The sequence below is a fragment of the Sphingomonas sp. SFZ2018-12 genome, from assembly GCF_022496715.1.
GTDB lineage: Bacteria > Pseudomonadota > Alphaproteobacteria > Sphingomonadales > Sphingomonadaceae > Sphingomonas.
On sequence record NZ_WTFM01000001.1, the window covers coordinates 1,298,144 to 1,313,631 of the forward strand.

Below are 15,488 nucleotides of genomic sequence, written 5' to 3' on the forward strand. Positions count from 1 at the left end.
CGGCTTCACCCCGCCCGGATCACCGCTGATCCGATCGGGGTGGGCCGATCTCGCGGGCTACCAGATCCGCACGCGCTGCGCGGGCGCGAGGTACAGCTTGTTCGCCGCCGCGGGCTTGTACGCGTCATACCACGGCTCCAGGTTGCGCACGACCGCAACCCGCTGTTCCGACGGCGAATGCGGATCGGTCAGCAGCCGCTGCGCGAGATTCTGCTCGCGATAGTTGCGCCGCCAGATCTGCGCCCAGCCCAGGTAGAAACGCTGGTCGCCGGTGAAGCCGTCGATCACCGGCGCGGGCTTGCCGCCCAGCGACGCCTGGTACGCCTGATACGCCACCGTCAGTCCCGCCAGGTCGGCGATGTTCTCGCCCAGCGTCAACTTGCCCTGCACCCGCTTGCCGGGAAGCGGCTCATAGGCGTCATACTGCTTGACCAGCTGATCGGTCAGCGCGGTGAAGCGCGCGACGTCCTGCTCGGTCCACCAGTCGGTCAGCGCGCCGTTGGGATCGTATTTGCGGCCCTGGTCGTCGAAGTGATGGCTGATCTCGTGTCCGATCACCGCGCCGATGCCGCCGTAATTGACCGCGGGGTCCGCGTCGGGGTCGAAAAAGGGCGGCTGCAGGATCGCGGCCGGGAACACGATCTCGTTCATCACCGGATTGGCATAGGCGTTGACCGTCATGGGGGTCATGAACCATTCCCATTTGTAGATCGTCTGGCCCAGCTTCTGGATGTTGTAGTCATATTCCCACTGGTTGGCGCGCAGCGCGTTGCCGAACGCGTCGCCCGCGACGATCTTCAGCCCCGACATGTCGCGCCACTTGTCGGGATAGCCGATCTTGGGGGTGAAGGCGGCGAGCTTCTGGCGCGCCTTGACCTTGGTTTCCGGCGCCATCCACTCGAGCGCGTCGATGCGCTTGCCCATCGCCTCGGTCACGTTCTTGACCAGCTGGTCCGCCGCCGCCTTGGTCGACGCCGGGAAATAACGCGCGACATAGACCTGGCTGACCTCGTCGCTCAGCGCGCCGGTGGCGAAATCGACCGCGCGCTTCCACCGTTCCTCCTGCTGCGGCGTGCCCGACAGGGTGGTGCCATAGAAGTTGAATGCTTCCGCATCGAACGCGCTCGGCAGCACCGCGGCGAAATTGTCGAGCGACCGGACGATCAGCTGGTCCTGCAGCACCGTTACCGGCGCCTCCGAAATCGCCTTGGCGATGCCGGCGACCGCGCTCGGCTGGGCGACGATGACGCTGTCGACATTGGTGCCCGCGGCCTTCAGATAGGTCGGGAAGTCGAAGCCCGGGGCCAGCTTGGCCAGCTCGGCCAGCGAAAGCTTGTTGTACGTCTTGTCGGCGTCGCGGCTCTCGATCCGGGTCCAGTGCGCGGTCGCGATCTTCGTCTCGTGGTCCAGGATCGCCTTGGCGCGTGCGGCGGCGTTGGCCTCGCCCGCCAGCGTCAGCACCTTGGTCAGGTGCGCCAGATACGCATTGCGCGTCTCGACCAGCTTGGCGTCGGTCGACAGGTAATAATCGCGGTCGGGCATCCCCAGGCCCGACTGGCCCAGATTGGCGGCATAGATGTCGGGCTGCTTGTCGTCGGGGCCGACATAGCCGCTGAATGGCCCGCCCGCGCCGTTGCGCTGCGCTTCGGCGACCAGCGCGGCATAGCCCGCCTTGTTGTCCTTCAGCGCCTTGATCTTGTCGAGCCACGGCTTGATCGGGGCCAGCCCCTTGGCATCGATCGCCGCGCGGTCGAGGAAACCGGCATAGGCCATGCCGATCCGTGAATTGGCGTCGCCCTTGCTCTCCTCGAGGATCGCGCGCGTGCGCGTCTTCGACAGCTCGTCGAGCACGGTGAACATGCCGTAATTGGACTTGTCGGCGGGGATCGGCGTGTTCTTCGCCCAGTTGCCGTTGGCATAGGCATAGAAGTCGTCACCGGGCGCGACGCTGCGGTCCATGCCGGCAGCATCGAATCCGAAGGTGCCGATTTCGGCGGCGGGTGCGCCCGGCGCGACCGGGGCGGGCGCCGCCGCACCCAGCGTCGTCACGCCCCCGGTGCTGCAGCCCGCGACCAGCGCGGCAGTGGAGGCAAGCGCGAGCAACGAACAGGTGAAACGCATGGATTGGCATCCCCATCTGGTTTGAATGCCGCTGTCTTAGCCCACTGATACGCTCAGTCAATCGCGCCGGGGGGCCTGCCGCCGGCTGCGCCGCCACTTGCGGACGATCCACCACCGCCAGCCGAGCACCGCCAGCCCGTAGCCGACGATCGCCCCGCCCAGCGCCAGCGCGACCAGCCCCGTCGCGGTCGCCGGCCCCGCCTCGACCAGCAGCCAGTCGAGAAAGCTCGCATCCGCCGCCATGCTGGTCGAGATCGGATTGCCCGGCACCTGCGCGTCGAGGCGCAGGATCCAGCGGCCGACCCAGTAGGCCGCGACCCAGATCGGCGGCGTGGTCAGCGGATTGGTCAGGAACGTCGTCGCCGCGGCGACCGGAATGTTGGCGCGGAACGGAAAGGCGAACAGCGCCGAGATCGGCGTCTGCGCCACCGGCACCAGGATGCCGACGATCACGCCCAGTGCCACGCCGCGCGGGACCGACCGGCGGGTGAAGCGCCACAGGACGGGCGCGAGCACGCGATGCGACACCGGGCGCAGCCAGCGCACCGCCTCGATCTGTTCGCGGGTGGGCAGCAGCGATTTCAGCCGGGCGAACCAGCCCGGCCGCGCGGGCGCGGTCATCGGCTCAACCCCGGTCGCGGAGCAGCCGCTGCTGCTCGCGCTTCCAGTCGCGTTCCTTGATCGCGTCGCGCTTGTCGTGCGCCTTCTTGCCCTTGGCGAGCGCCAGCTCGACCTTGGCGCGCCCTTGGCTGTTGAAATAGATCGACAGCGGAACGAGCGTCATCCCCTCGCGCGCGACCGCGCCGTGCAGCTTGTTGATCTCGCGCTCGTGGAGGAGCAATTTGCGCGGCCGGCGCGGCTCATGGTTGAACCGGTTGCCATGGCTGAACTCCGGGATGTTGGAATTGACCAGCCACACCTGCTCGTCGTTCACCTCGGCATAGGATTCGGCGATCGATCCGCTCCCGAAGCGCAGCGACTTCACCTCGGTTCCGGTCAGCGCGATGCCGGCCTCATAGACCGTCTCGATCGCATAATCGAACCGCGCGCGCCGGTTCTCGGCGACGGTCTTGACCTTGTCGAACGTGGCGGGACGCGGGCGAGCCATGGGAGGCGCGACATAGGCGCTGCCGCAGCGGATTGAAAGCGGGGTTATGCGCGGCCTCGCACCCACCCCGGCTATTTCAGACCAACTTCCTCGCCGATCTGGAAGAAGCCTCTCCGTTCGTTTCGAGCGAAGTCGAGAAACGCACGCTCGCTCGGAAACGTGTCTCGACTTCGCTCGACACGAACGGGTCTCTCGGGGGGGCTATTGGGGGCCTAGACCAGCCCCGCCAGCACCAGCGCCGCGTCCACCGCCGCGCGGCTCGCCTCGCCCGGCTCGGTCATCGGCAGGCGCAGCTCGGTCGGAAAGCCCGGACGCACGCGGCCGAGCGCATATTTGACCGGGCCGGGCGACGCGTCGCTGAACAGCGCGGTGTGCAGCGCGAACAGCCGGTCGTGCAGCGTCAGCGCCTGGGCATAATTGCCCGCCTGGCACGCGGTCTGGAATGCCGCGCACATCGCGGGCGCGACATTGGCAGTGACGGAGATGCACCCCACCCCGCCCATCGCGTTGAACGCGAGCGCCATGTCGTCATTGCCCGACAACTGGCAGAATTCCGGCCCGCACGCCGCACGCTGCGCTGAAACACGCGCGATCGCCCCGGTCGCGTCCTTGATCCCGACGATGCTGGGAAAGCTGTGCGCCAGCTGCGCGATCGTCTCGACCGCGAAATCGGTCACCGTCCGCCCGGGGACGTTGTAAAGCACGATCGGCAGGTCGCATGCCGCGACGATCGCCTCGAAATGCCGGAAAATCCCTTCCTGGTTGGGGCGGTTGTAATAAGGCGGCACCATCAGCGCCGCGTCCGCCCCCGCCTCGCGCGCCGCCAGGATGTTGCCGATCGCCACGCGCGTGTCGTTCGATCCCGCGCCCGCGATCACGGGCACCCGGCCGGCGGCTTGATCAACGCAGACGCGCACGATGTGGAAATGCTCCGCCATCGTCAGCGTCGCCGCCTCGCCCGTGGTGCCGCACGGCACCAGCGCCGACGACCCGCTTTCGATCTGCCAGTCGACCAGGTCGCGATAGCCGGGCTCGTCGAACGCGCCGTCGCGGAAGGGCGTGACCAACGCCGGGATCGAGCCGGTGAACATGGGGGCGATCAAACTCCGAACAAAAGCGGAAAAGAGGGCTGGCAGATAGTCGGAGATGACGTATCATGTCCAGTATGGTGGCGTTGGTGATCAAGGGCGGCATCGTGGCCGCAGGCATTTCGGGGCTCGCGCTCAGCGGGCAGGCGATGGAGCGCGCGGTCGCCCCGGTGGTGGCACCGATCGCCACCGGGATGCAGGAGCTGCTGCTGCCCCCGCAAATGGTGCCGGCGCCGGTCCCCGCCGCCAGCCGTGAGGTCGTCCAGCCGATCGCGAGCGACCCGATCGCCGCGCCGATCGGGGAGTGGAAGCGGCTTCAGCAATCCGACAACTGGCCGTTCAGCGACTATGCCAATTTCCTGCTCGCGCACCCCGGCTGGCCGGGCGAGCGCAGCCGGCGTGCCGCGGCGGAGACGATCCTGGGCTCGGGGGCGGAAATGCCCCAGCTCGTCACGCGCTTCTTTGAACGCTTTCCGCCGCTGACCGCAGCCGGGCATCTGCGCTACGCCGAAGCCTTGCAGGCCGGCGGGCGCAGCGATGCCGCGCGCGATCAGGCACGACAGGCGTGGCGATTGGGCGTGCTGCGCACGGCGGACGAGGCGCGGCTGATCGGCGGCTTTGCCGGCGCGATCGGACCCGCCGACCACGACGCCCGCATGGATGCGCTGCTGTGGCAGGGCGCGACCAGCGCCGGGCAGCGTCAGCTTGCCCTCACCTCGCCCGCACGCCGCGCCACCTTTGCCGCGCGGCTCGCCTTCCGTACCAACGCCGCCGATGCCGCGGTGCTGGGCGATGCCGTCGACAATGCCGGGCGCAATGAGGCGGGTTATATCGCGGATCGCGCGACCTGGCTGCGCAACGCCGGCCAGAGCGCGGCGGCGCGCGCCTATCTTGCGCAGCCGCGCCGCCTGACCGCGCTGCCCGGCAATATCGAGAAATGGTACGAGGTCCTGCTGACCCAGGCGCGCGCGGCGGCGGCCGATCGGCAATACACGGTTGCCTACGACATTGCGCGCCAGGTCGACGACGCCTTCGCCGCCGGCACCGATGTCAGCGCCCAGTCGCTGGGCGTGCGCGACGACTATACCAGCCTGGTCTGGCTGGCCGGGCAGACCGCGATGAAATCGCTTGGCCGGCCAAATGACGCGATCGGCATGTTCGCGCGCTATGCCGGCGGTTCGCGCACGCCGCAAACGCGGTCAAAGGGCTTTTACTGGGCCGGGCGCGCGGCCGAGGCGGCGGGCGATCGCGCCACCGCGAATGGCTATTACGCCCAGGCGGCGGCCTATTCCGATCTCTTTTACGGCCAGCTCGCTGCCGAACGCACCGGCATGCCGCTCAAGGCGCCGCCGCCCAGCAGCACGGCGGGCATCGACGCGGCGACGCGGACCGCGTTCCTCAATCGGGAAATCGTGCGCGCCACCGAATATCTCGGGCGCACCGGCAACCGCCAGGACCAGAGCCTGTTCGTCCGCCAGATCGCGCAGGATGCAACCACGCCCGCCGATCATGCGCTCGCCGCCGAATTTGCCCGGCGCATCGACCGGCTCGACCTGGGCGTGATGGTCGGGCGTTCCGCCCAGCTGAACGGGCTCGCCGCGCACAGCGCCGCCGGTTTCCCGTCGGTCAAGCTGCCCGACAGCCAGCGCGATTATTTCACGATCATCCACGCCATTGCGCGTCAGGAAAGCCAGTTCGACCGCGCCGCCGTCAGCCGCGCCGGTGCCCGGGGCCTGATGCAGCTGATGCCCGGCACTGCGCGTGAGACCGCGGGCAAGCTGGGGCTCGGCTATGATGTCGGCGCGCTGACCAGCAACCCCGACTATAATATCCAGCTCGGCTCCAGCTATATCCAGCGGATGCTGGATTATTACGGCGGCAGCTACCCGCTCGCCGTCGCCGCGTACAACGCCGGGCCGGGTAACGTGAACAAATGGATCAAGGCGAACGGCGATCCGCGCATGCCCGGCGTCGACATGATCGACTGGATCGAGGCAATTCCGATTTTCGAAACGCGCAACTATGTCCAGCGCGTGCTGGAAAACGCGGTCGTCTACGACCTGATGCACCCGGCGTACGCGCGGTCGCGCGGGACCGCGCAACTGTCCTGGTACCTCGGCAAGCAGCGTCCGGGCTGAGCTTGATCGACATTCAGGTCTATACCCCCGACCGTTTCGACGATGTCGAGGCGCTGTGGCGACAGGTGTTCCCCGACGATCCGCCCTACAGTGCGGCTGCGCCCGTTATCGCGGCGAAGGCCGGCGTGCATCCCGAGCTGTTCCTGATCGCGGTGGTCGACGGGCATCTCGCCGGCACCGTGCTGGCGGGCTGGGACGGGCATCGCGGCTGGCTCTACAAGCTCGCCGTCGCCCCCGCACATCGCGGCCGGGGCATCGGCGCGGCCCTGGTCCGCGCAGCGGAGGCGAGGCTGGCGTCGCTCGGCTGCGCCAAGGTCAATCTTCAGGTGCGCGCCGGCAATCCCGCCGCCGGCTTCTGGCAACGGCTGGGCTATGGCGAGGAGCCGCGGATCAGCTTCGGCAAGCGGATCGCATGAGCGACGCGCCGCCCAACTATATCACGCCGGCGGGCTATGCACGGCTCAAGGCCGAATATGACACGCTGTTGGCCACCGAACGCCCGCAGCTGGTCGAGACCATTTCCTGGGCGGCGGGCAATGGCGACCGCTCGGAGAATGGCGACTATATCTATGGGCGAAAGCGCCTGCGCGAGATCGATCGGCGGCTGGGCTGGCTCGCCCGCCGGATGAAGGCGGCGCGCGTCGTCGATCCGGCACAGCAGCCCGACCGCACCCGCGTCTGGTTCGGCGCAACCGTGACCATCGCGGACGAGGACGACGCCCGCCGCGTCCTCACGCTCGTCGGCGATGACGAGGCCGACACGAGCGCCGGCCAGGTCGGCTGGAACGCGCCGATCGCGCGCGCGCTGCGCGGTGCCGCGGTGGGCGACCTGCGCCGCGTCACCCTGCCCGCGGGCGAGCGCGAATATGAGGTGATCGACATCCGCTATCCCTGAGCCGCCGGGCGACCGCGCGCTCGGCTGGCCGTGCCAAAGCATCGGCGGACGTGGCCGTGCGCTGCTTGTGCTTTGCGCGCCCTGCCCTACAGCGGACGGGATGGAACAGGGCACACGCAACGGCACGACCCCGGGCGGCAACATCGTGTTGCTGATCGACGCGGACAACGCATCGCCCGCCTATATCGACCCGGTGCTCAATGTCCTGGCGGAACTGGGCACCGTCAACATCCGGCGCGTCTATGGCAACTGGAGCAAGGCCGCGCTCAAGGGCTGGGCCGCACTCACCCTGCGCCACGGGCTCGAACCCTTCCAGCAGTTCGACGTGACGAAGGGCAAGAACGCGACCGACATGCGCATGACGATCGATGCGATGGACCTGTTGTGGCGCGGCCGGGTAACCGGCTTCGGCATCATGTCGTCGGACAGCGACTTCATGCCGCTGGCGCTGCGCATCAAGCAGGAAGGGCTGCCGGTCTACGGCTTCGGCAGCGCGCAGACGCCTGAAGGCTTTCGCGAGGCATGCACCCGCTTCATCGACGTGTCCGCGCTCATCGACAACGCCGCGCCCGCCGTCCCCGGGACGGCCGCGCCCGCCCCGGTCGAAGGCGCGAAGGCGCAGCCGACGCCGATCGATGCCGAACTGGTGAAGCTGATCGTCGATGCCTATAATGCGGCCCGGCGTGACGAGCGCGGTTTCGCCAGCCTGTCCGAAGTCGGCCAGCGCGCGGGCAATCGCTCCAGCTTCGACACCCGCAATTACGGCTATGCGCGGCTATCCGACCTGATCGAAGCCGTCCCCAATTTCCAGACCGAGCGGCGCGAGGGGGGCCGCGTGTTCGTGAAGAGAGTAAGGTGATGGCGTCAACACAGCTGATTTACGTGTCCGGCAGGGTTCAGGGGATCGGCTTTCGCGACTGGACGGTGCGCACCGCCAAGCGGCTGGGCCTGATCGGCTGGGTCCGCAACCTGCGCGACGGGCGGGTCGAGATCCTGGCGTCGGGCGAGGATGCGGCGCTGGCGGCGCTGGTCGACGCCTGCCGCACCGGCCCGGCGAGTGCGGAGGTCGACAATGTCGAAACCGCGCCGGGCGAGCTCAACGGGGCAAAGGGATTCACCAAACGCTTCACTGCGTGAGTTCCGCTCGCGCTCTGGCGCGGCGGGGCCGAATGCTGCTAGCCCGTGGCCATGCGCACCGGGGAAATCGTCACCATTGCCGTCTATTTCGCGCTGATGCTGGGCATCGGCGTCTATGCATGGCGCAAATCGACGTCGGACATCGACGGCTATATGCTGGGCGGGCGCTCGCTCGGCCCGGCGGTGACCGCGCTGTCGGCGGGGGCCTCCGACATGTCGGGCTGGCTGATGCTGGGCTTGCCCGGCGCGATGTTCGCGACCGGCCTGTCGGCGACGTGGATCGCGGTCGGACTGACGGTCGGCGCCTATCTCAACTGGCGGATCGTCGCGCCGCGGCTGCGCGCCCAGACGGTCAGCGTCGGTGATGCGCTGACCATCCCCGATTTCCTCGGCAAGCGGTTCGGCGCGGGTGGCGATCCGCTGCGCGTGATCGCGTCGGCGGTCATCATCCTGTTCTTCACCGTCTATACCGCCTCGGGGCTGGTCGCCGGCGGCAAGCTGTTCGAAAGCGCGTTTGGCCAGCCCTATGCGTTCGGCGTGTGGCTGACCGCGGGCGTCGTCGTCGCCTACACGCTGTTCGGCGGCTTCCTGGCGGTGAGCCTGACCGATTTCGTCCAGGGCATCATCATGTTCGTCGCCATGATCCTGGTGCCCGTCGTCGCGCTCGACCTGGCCGGCGGCTGGGACGCCTCGGTCGCCGCCGTCCGCTCGGTCGACCCCGCCCGGCTCGACCTGTTCCGCGATGCGAGCCTGCTGGGCGTGATCTCGGCGCTCGCGTGGGGGCTCGGCTATTTCGGTCAGCCGCACATCATCGTGCGCTTCATGGCGATCCGCTCGGTCGACGACCTGCCCGTCGCGCGGCGCATCGGCATGGGCTGGATGATCGTCAGCCTGATCGGTGCGCTCGGCGTCGGCTTTGCGGGCCTCGCCTATGCGACGCGCAACGGCATCGCGGTCGCCGATCCCGAAACCATCTTCATCCTGTTGTCGCGGCTGTTGTTCAGTTCGTGGATCGCCGGGTTCCTGCTCGCGGCTATCCTCGCGGCGATCATGTCGACCATCTCGTCGCAGCTGCTCGTCGTCTCCAGCTCGATTACCGAGGATTATTACCGCCGCTTCCTGCGCCGCGACGCGAGCCAGCGCGAACTGGTTCGCGCCGGTCGCCTGTCGGTGCTTGCCGTCGCGCTCGTCGCCATCGCGCTGGCGATCGACCCGTCGAGCTCGGTGCTCGACATCGTCGCCAACGCCTGGGCGGGTTTCGGTGCGGCATTCGGCCCCGCGATCCTGCTCAGCCTGACCTGGCCCCGGATGACGCGCAACGGCGCGCTCGCCGGCATCGTCGTCGGCGCGCTCGTCGTGATCGGCTGGATCGCGCTCGGGTGGAGCGGCTGGCTCTATGAAATCGTGCCCGGCTTCGTCGCCAGCACGGTCGCGATCCTGCTCGTCAGCCGGGCCGGAATCGCGTCGCCAGTGGAACGATCCCGGTCATCGGCCATTCCTGCCACCGATTGAACGGGATTTCGGGAGGAAACGACATGATGCGCAAATGGCTGTTCGCCGCGGGGATCGCGCCGGCCGCATTGCTGGCCGCCAATCTCGACGACGGCACCGCCCGCGCCCAGCGCCAGCAGGATCTGCCGCTGCGCGTCGCCCCGATCAGCGCGCAGGAGCGCCAGCAGGGCGAACAGGCCAGCGCCCAGCTGATCGCGCAGTTCGGCGGCAGCTATGATGGACCCCAGGCGCGCTATGTCGAAACCATCGCGCGTCGCGTTGCAGTCGAAAGCGGCCTCTCCGCCGATCCGCGCCAGTTCACCGTGACTCTGCTCGACAGCCCGATCGACAACGCCTTCGCCACGCCCGGCGGCTATGTCTACGTCACCCGCGGCCTGATGGCGCTGATGAACGACGAGGCCGAGCTCGCCGCCGTGCTCGGCCATGAGGTCGGCCATGTCGCCGCCCGCCACGGCCAGCGCCGGCAGCAGCGCGCCACGCGCAACACGATCCTCGGCGTGCTGGGCCAGATGGTGACGGGCGCGGTGCTCGGCGATTCGACGATCGGCAACCTCGCCACCCGCGCGGTCGGCGCCGGCGCGCAACTCGACACGCTCGGCTATTCGCGCAGCCAGGAAACCGAATCCGACCGGCTTGCCGTGCGCTACCTCGCCGGCGCGGACTATGACACCGATTCGCTCGCCTCGATGCTCGGCAGCCTGTCGGCGCAATCGACCCTCAACCAGCGCATAGCCGGCAATGTCCGCTCGGCACCCGCCTGGGCGAGCACGCACCCCGATCCCCAGTCGCGCGTTCGCGCCGCGCTTGCCGACGCCGCACGTGTCGGCGGCACCACCCTGCCGCGCAACCGCGATGCCTATCTGAACGCGATCGATGGCATGGTCTATGGCGACAATCCCAAGCAGGGGATCATTCAGGGCCGCGAGTTCCTTCACCCCGTCTTCCGCATCGGCTTCACCGTCCCCCAGGGCTATCAGATGCAGAACGGCAGCTGGTCGGTGACGATCACCGGCCAGCAGGGCCAGGCCGAGTTCACCACCGCGCCCTATTCGGGCGATCTCGACGGCTATGTCCGCGCGGTCATGCAGTCGCTGGGGGGCGGCAACGCGCGCCTGCCCGACGTCCGCGTCGCGCGCACCACCGTCAACGGCATTCCCGCCGCCTATGCGACGATCCGCGCATCGAGCGGCCGCACGCCCGTCGACGCGACCGTTTTCGCCTATGCGACCGGCCAGCGTCAGGCCTTCCACTTCACGCTCATCACCCCCGCCGGGCGGGGGCTGGGCGCGCTCGAATCGCTGGTCGGCTCGTTCCGCACGCTCACCCCGGCGCAGGCGGCACAGGTCCGCGCCAAATATCTGCGCGTCGTCACCGTTCGGCGCGGCGACACCGTCCAGTCGCTCGCCGGCCGGATGGTGTTCGACGACAATCGCCTCGAACGCTTCCTGGTGCTCAACGGGCTGCAGGCCAACGCCGCGCTGACGCCGGGCCAGCGGGTCAAGATCGTGACTTATTGACCCGGACGCGGTACCTTCACCGCATGAACGCACATGTTCAATTCGAGAAGCGACTGCCGGTCAAGCTGACCTGCTCCGCATTCCTGACGTTGAAGCGTTCGGGCGCCTTCGCTGCGTATGAAAAGTCCGAACTTCTGGACGGCGAAATTAGCGGCGTGCCTCGACAGGAACCCGACGAACCCGAATCGGATGCATCCGTTCCAATCAAGCTGCGGGTGGAAGATTACGGGCTGCTTCAACGATCGCACGAATTGGAACCCTATGGCCGAACCGAACTCATCGACGGCGATATCTATGCGATGAGCCCGCAATATCGGCCGCACGGTTATGCCAAGGATGAGCTCGCATATCGAATGCGTCGAGCGTTGGAGAAATTGGCGCTCGACGTACATGTAGCGACGGACCAATCGATAACCCTGTCGGCCCATAGCGAACCGCAGCCCGACATCATTTTGACCACCGAGCCACGGGGCGAGGGGCCGATTCCCGGCGGTACCGTCCGGCTGATCGTGGAAGTCTCCGACATGACGGTCCGGTTCGACCTTGATGCGAAAGCCGGGGTCTATGCCATGGCCGGCGTTGCCGAATATTGGGTTGTCGATGTCAACGCGCGGATCATTTACCGGATGACCACGCCCACCGGCGAAACCTATGGCGTCACCACCACCCATCCCTTCGGCGACGCAATAGAAGCCTCGACGATCGCCGGGCTGAGGATCGACACCTCAGCCCTTTGATCGCGCGCGCGGGTCAGCGCGTCAGTTTCTTGTACGCCAGCGCGGTCGGGCGATCGGCGGCGTCGCCCAGGCGGCGGCGCTTGTCCTCTTCATACGCCTCGAAATTGCCCTCGAACCATTCGACATGGCTGTTGCCCTCGAACGCCAGGATGTGGGTCGCCAGCCGGTCGAGGAAGAAGCGGTCGTGGCTGATCACCACCGCGCAGCCCGCGAAATTCTCGATCGCTTCCTCCAGCGCGCCCAGCGTCTCGACGTCCAGGTCGTTGGTCGGTTCGTCGAGCAGCAGGACGTTCCCGCCCTTTTTCAGCATCTTGGCGATGTTCACGCGGTTGCGCTCGCCGCCGGACAGCTTGCCGACATTCTTCTGCTGGTCCTGGCCCTTGAAGTTGAACGCGCCGACATAGGCGCGCGTCGACTGGTCGTGCCCGTTGACCTTCATATAGTCGAGCCCGTCCGAAATCTCTTCCCAGACATTCTTGGCGGGGTCGAGATGGTCGCGGCTCTGGTCGACATAGCCCAGCCGCACCGTGCTGCCGATCTCGATCGTGCCGGTGTCGGGCTGTTCCTGGCCGGTGATCAGCTTGAACAGCGTCGATTTGCCCGCGCCGTTCGGCCCGATCACGCCCACGATCCCGCCGGCGGGCAGCGTGAAGGACAGGTTTTCGAACAGCAGCTTGTCGCCATAGGCTTTCGAGATGTTCTCGACCTCGATAACCTTGCCGCCCAGCCGCTCGGGCACCTGGATGACGATCTGCGCCTTGCCGGGCGTGCGGTTCTGCTGCGCCTCGACCAGCTGGTCGAACTTGGCGATACGCGCCTTGGACTTGGTCTGGCGGCCCTTGGGGCCCTGGCGAATCCACTCCAGCTCGTCGCGGATCGCCTTTTGCCGACCCGATTCCTCGCGCTCTTCCTGCTCCAGGCGCTTGGCCTTCTTTTCCAGATAGGTCGAATAATTGCCCTCATAGGGGAAATATTTGCCGCGATCGATTTCCAGGATCCAGCCCACGACGTTGTCGAGGAAATAGCGGTCGTGGGTGATCATCAGCACCGCGCCCGGATATTCCTTCAGGTGGTGCTCCAGCCAGTTGACGCTTTCGGCATCCAGGTGGTTGGTCGGTTCGTCGAGCAGCAGGATCGACGGCTTCTGGATCAGCAGCCGGGTCAGCGCGACGCGGCGCTTCTCGCCGCCCGACAGGTTTTCGACCGACCAGTCGCCGGGCGGACAGCGCAGCGCCTCCATCGCGACTTCGAGCTGGTTGTCGAGCGTCCAGCCGTCGACCGCATCTATCCTCGCCTGAAGGTCGCCCATCTCCTCCATCAGCGCGTCGAAATCGGTATCTTCCTGGGGATCGCCCATCTCCGCCGAAATCGCGTTGAAACGCTCGACCAGGTCGGCCGTCTCGCGCGCGCCGTCCTTGACGTTCTCCAGCACCGTCTTGCTCGGGTCCAGCTGCGGCTCCTGCTCCAGATAGCCGACGGTGATGTTCTCGCCCGGCCAGGCTTCCCCGGTGAACTCCTTGTCGACGCCAGCCATGATCTTCATCAGCGTCGACTTGCCCGCGCCGTTGGGGCCGACGATGCCGATCTTCGCACCCTGATAGAATTGCAGGTTGATGTTGTTCAGCACCGGCTTGGGCGCACCGGGGAACGTCTTGGTCATGTCCTTCATCACGAAGGCGTATTGCGCGGCCATTGCCGTGAACCTCTTGCCAGGAAAGGGATGGAAAGTCGCGCGGGGACATAGCGACGCGCATGGCCGAACGCAAACCATGGGTGGCGCGCTTGCGCTTGAAATCCACGTGCGGGGTTGCCCCCCGGCGATTTGCCGGTAGCAGTCTCTTTCCATGAACCGATATGCCCTGTGCGCGGCTGCTGCCGCCCTCGCCCTGCCCTTTCCCGCCGCCGCGCAGTCGGCCGCCGATGCCGCCGACCCCGTCGTCGCATTGCGCGACGCCGCGCTCCGGGACGATGTCGCCTATTCGATCGTCGAAGGGCTGACGACCGAGGTCGGCGCCCGCCTGGCTGGCACCGAAGCGGAGAAGCGCGCGCGCGACTGGGCGGTCGTCCGCCTCAACCAGCTCGGCTTCCGCAACGTGCGGGTCGAGCCCTTCGACATGGCGGTGTGGGTGCGCGGCGAGGAACGCGCCGAAGTGATTGCGCCCTTCCCGCAGCGGCTCGCGGTTACCGCGCTCGGCAATTCGGGCGCGACGCCCGCCGCCGGGCTGACCGCCGAAGTCGTCTATTTCCCCACGCTCGCCGATCTCCAGGCCGCGCCCGACGGCAGCCTGAAGGGCAAGATCGCCTTTGTCAGCCATGCGATGAAAGCGACGCAGGACGGCTCGCACTACGGCCCGGTTGGCCAGGTCCGCCGCGCCGGCCCGGCGATCGCCGCGCGCAAGGGTGCGGCCGCGATCCTGATCCGCGCGATAGGCACCGATTATCATCGCAATCCGCACACGGGCGGCACCAGTTTCCCCAAGGGCGTGACGCCGATTCCCGCGGGTGCGCTGTCGCTCCCCGATGCCGATCAGCTCGAGCGCATCTTCAGCCGCGGCAAGCCCGTGTCGCTCAAGCTGGTGATGACGCCGCGCCAGACGGGGACGCATCAATCCGGCAACGTCATTGCCGAGGTGCCGGGCAGCGACCCGCAAGCGGGCATGGTGCTCGTCGCCTGCCACCTCGACAGCTGGGATCTGGCGACCGGCGCGTTCGACGACGCGGCGGGCTGCGGCATCGTCGCGGCGGCGGCCAAGCGGGTGATGGACGCCGGCCAGCCGCGCCGCACCATCCGCGTGCTGTGGGCCGGCGCGGAGGAAGTCGGGCTGTTCGGCGGCGCGGCCTATGGTGCCGCGCACAAGGACGAACGCCATGACCTTGCCGCGGAATCGGACTTCGGGGCCGATCGCATCTACCGTTTCGACGTCAACCTGCCCGCGGGTGCCGAAGCGATCGGCACCCGGCTCGGCCAGCTGCTCGCGCCGCTCGGGATCATCCGGGGCAATGAGGTCGCGGGCGACGGCGCGGATATTCAGGCGATCCTGAAAACCGGCGTGCCCGCGGTCGATCTGGCCCAGGACGGCACACGCTATTTCGACCTCCACCACACCCCCGACGACACGCTGGACAAGATCGACCCCGATCAGCTGCGCCAGAACGTGGCGGCATGGACGACGGTGATTGCGGTAGCGGCGAATGCGCCCGAGGATATCGGGCGGGTGACGCCGCGCCCCTGACG

14 protein-coding genes are annotated in these 15,488 nt (G+C 67.6%); 9 read left to right on the forward strand and 5 right to left on the reverse strand.

Annotated elements, in window-relative coordinates; genetic code table 11:
• Positions 1 to 57 precede the first annotated feature (57 nt).
• The 4 genes from GO308_RS05970 to dapA form a co-directional block, all read right to left on the reverse strand.
• On the reverse strand, positions 58 to 2,121 hold the full coding sequence (locus GO308_RS05970; RefSeq protein ID WP_240884532.1) for a M13-type metalloendopeptidase: 2,064 nt from the start codon (positions 2,119 to 2,121) through the stop codon (positions 58 to 60).
• Positions 2,122 to 2,178: 57 nt separating this feature from the next.
• A complete protein-coding gene (locus GO308_RS05975) occupies positions 2,179 to 2,742 on the reverse strand; it encodes a DUF2062 domain-containing protein (protein WP_240884534.1) in 564 nt (187 codons plus the stop codon).
• A 4-nt stretch (positions 2,743 to 2,746) separates the two neighbouring features.
• The gene (gene smpB / locus GO308_RS05980; RefSeq protein WP_066481008.1) at positions 2,747 to 3,229 is read right to left on the reverse strand and encodes an SsrA-binding protein SmpB; all 483 of its coding nucleotides are present in this window, start codon (positions 3,227 to 3,229) and stop codon (positions 2,747 to 2,749) included.
• Positions 3,230 to 3,441: 212 nt separating this feature from the next.
• Positions 3,442 to 4,320, reverse strand: coding sequence for a 4-hydroxy-tetrahydrodipicolinate synthase (gene dapA, locus GO308_RS05985; RefSeq protein ID WP_066675099.1), 879 nt, complete (start codon positions 4,318 to 4,320; stop codon positions 3,442 to 3,444).
• Positions 4,321 to 4,394: 74 nt separating this feature from the next.
• Here dapA and GO308_RS05990 point away from each other — a divergent pair, with 74 nt between their 5' ends.
• The 8 genes from GO308_RS05990 to GO308_RS06025 all read left to right on the forward strand — a co-directional run bounded on the left by GO308_RS05990 (position 4,395) and on the right by GO308_RS06025 (position 12,253).
• Entirely contained in the window at positions 4,395 to 6,455 is a 2,061-nt protein-coding gene (locus GO308_RS05990; protein WP_240885203.1) for a lytic transglycosylase domain-containing protein, read from the forward strand.
• A gap of 2 nt (positions 6,456 to 6,457) precedes the next feature.
• On the forward strand, positions 6,458 to 6,871 hold the full coding sequence (locus GO308_RS05995) for a GNAT family acetyltransferase (RefSeq protein ID WP_240884536.1): 414 nt from the start codon (positions 6,458 to 6,460) through the stop codon (positions 6,869 to 6,871).
• Complete coding sequence (gene greB, locus GO308_RS06000; protein ID WP_240884538.1) at positions 6,868 to 7,350, forward strand: transcription elongation factor GreB; 483 nt, start codon at positions 6,868 to 6,870, stop codon at positions 7,348 to 7,350. Before GO308_RS05995 ends, greB begins: the two co-directional genes overlap by 4 nt.
• Positions 7,351 to 7,450: 100 nt before the next feature.
• Positions 7,451 to 8,209, forward strand: coding sequence for an NYN domain-containing protein (locus GO308_RS06005; RefSeq protein WP_066480975.1), 759 nt, complete (start codon positions 7,451 to 7,453; stop codon positions 8,207 to 8,209).
• A complete protein-coding gene (locus GO308_RS06010) occupies positions 8,209 to 8,487 on the forward strand; it encodes an acylphosphatase (protein ID WP_066480976.1) in 279 nt (92 codons plus the stop codon). The genes GO308_RS06005 and GO308_RS06010 overlap by 1 nt, the downstream gene beginning before the upstream one ends.
• 51 nt (positions 8,488 to 8,538) lie before the next feature.
• Positions 8,539 to 9,999 (forward strand): sodium/proline symporter PutP, encoded by a 1,461-nt coding sequence (gene putP / locus GO308_RS06015; protein WP_240884540.1) that lies wholly within the window; start codon positions 8,539 to 8,541, stop codon positions 9,997 to 9,999.
• A 23-nt stretch (positions 10,000 to 10,022) separates the two neighbouring features.
• Complete coding sequence (locus GO308_RS06020) at positions 10,023 to 11,516, forward strand: M48 family metalloprotease (protein ID WP_066551025.1); 1,494 nt, start codon at positions 10,023 to 10,025, stop codon at positions 11,514 to 11,516.
• Positions 11,517 to 11,539: 23 nt separating this feature from the next.
• A complete protein-coding gene (locus GO308_RS06025) occupies positions 11,540 to 12,253 on the forward strand; it encodes a Uma2 family endonuclease (protein WP_240884542.1) in 714 nt (237 codons plus the stop codon).
• A gap of 13 nt (positions 12,254 to 12,266) precedes the next feature.
• On the opposite strand, the gene ettA is transcribed toward GO308_RS06025, so the two are convergent.
• Entirely contained in the window at positions 12,267 to 13,946 is a 1,680-nt protein-coding gene (gene ettA, locus GO308_RS06030) for an energy-dependent translational throttle protein EttA (RefSeq protein ID WP_066551028.1), read from the reverse strand.
• A gap of 151 nt (positions 13,947 to 14,097) precedes the next feature.
• Between ettA and GO308_RS06035 the strand changes: the two genes are divergently transcribed.
• Positions 14,098 to 15,486, forward strand: a complete 1,389-nt coding sequence (locus GO308_RS06035) for a M28 family peptidase (RefSeq protein WP_066480985.1) — start codon at positions 14,098 to 14,100, stop codon at positions 15,484 to 15,486.
• The last annotated feature ends 2 nt before the right edge of the window (positions 15,487 to 15,488 follow it).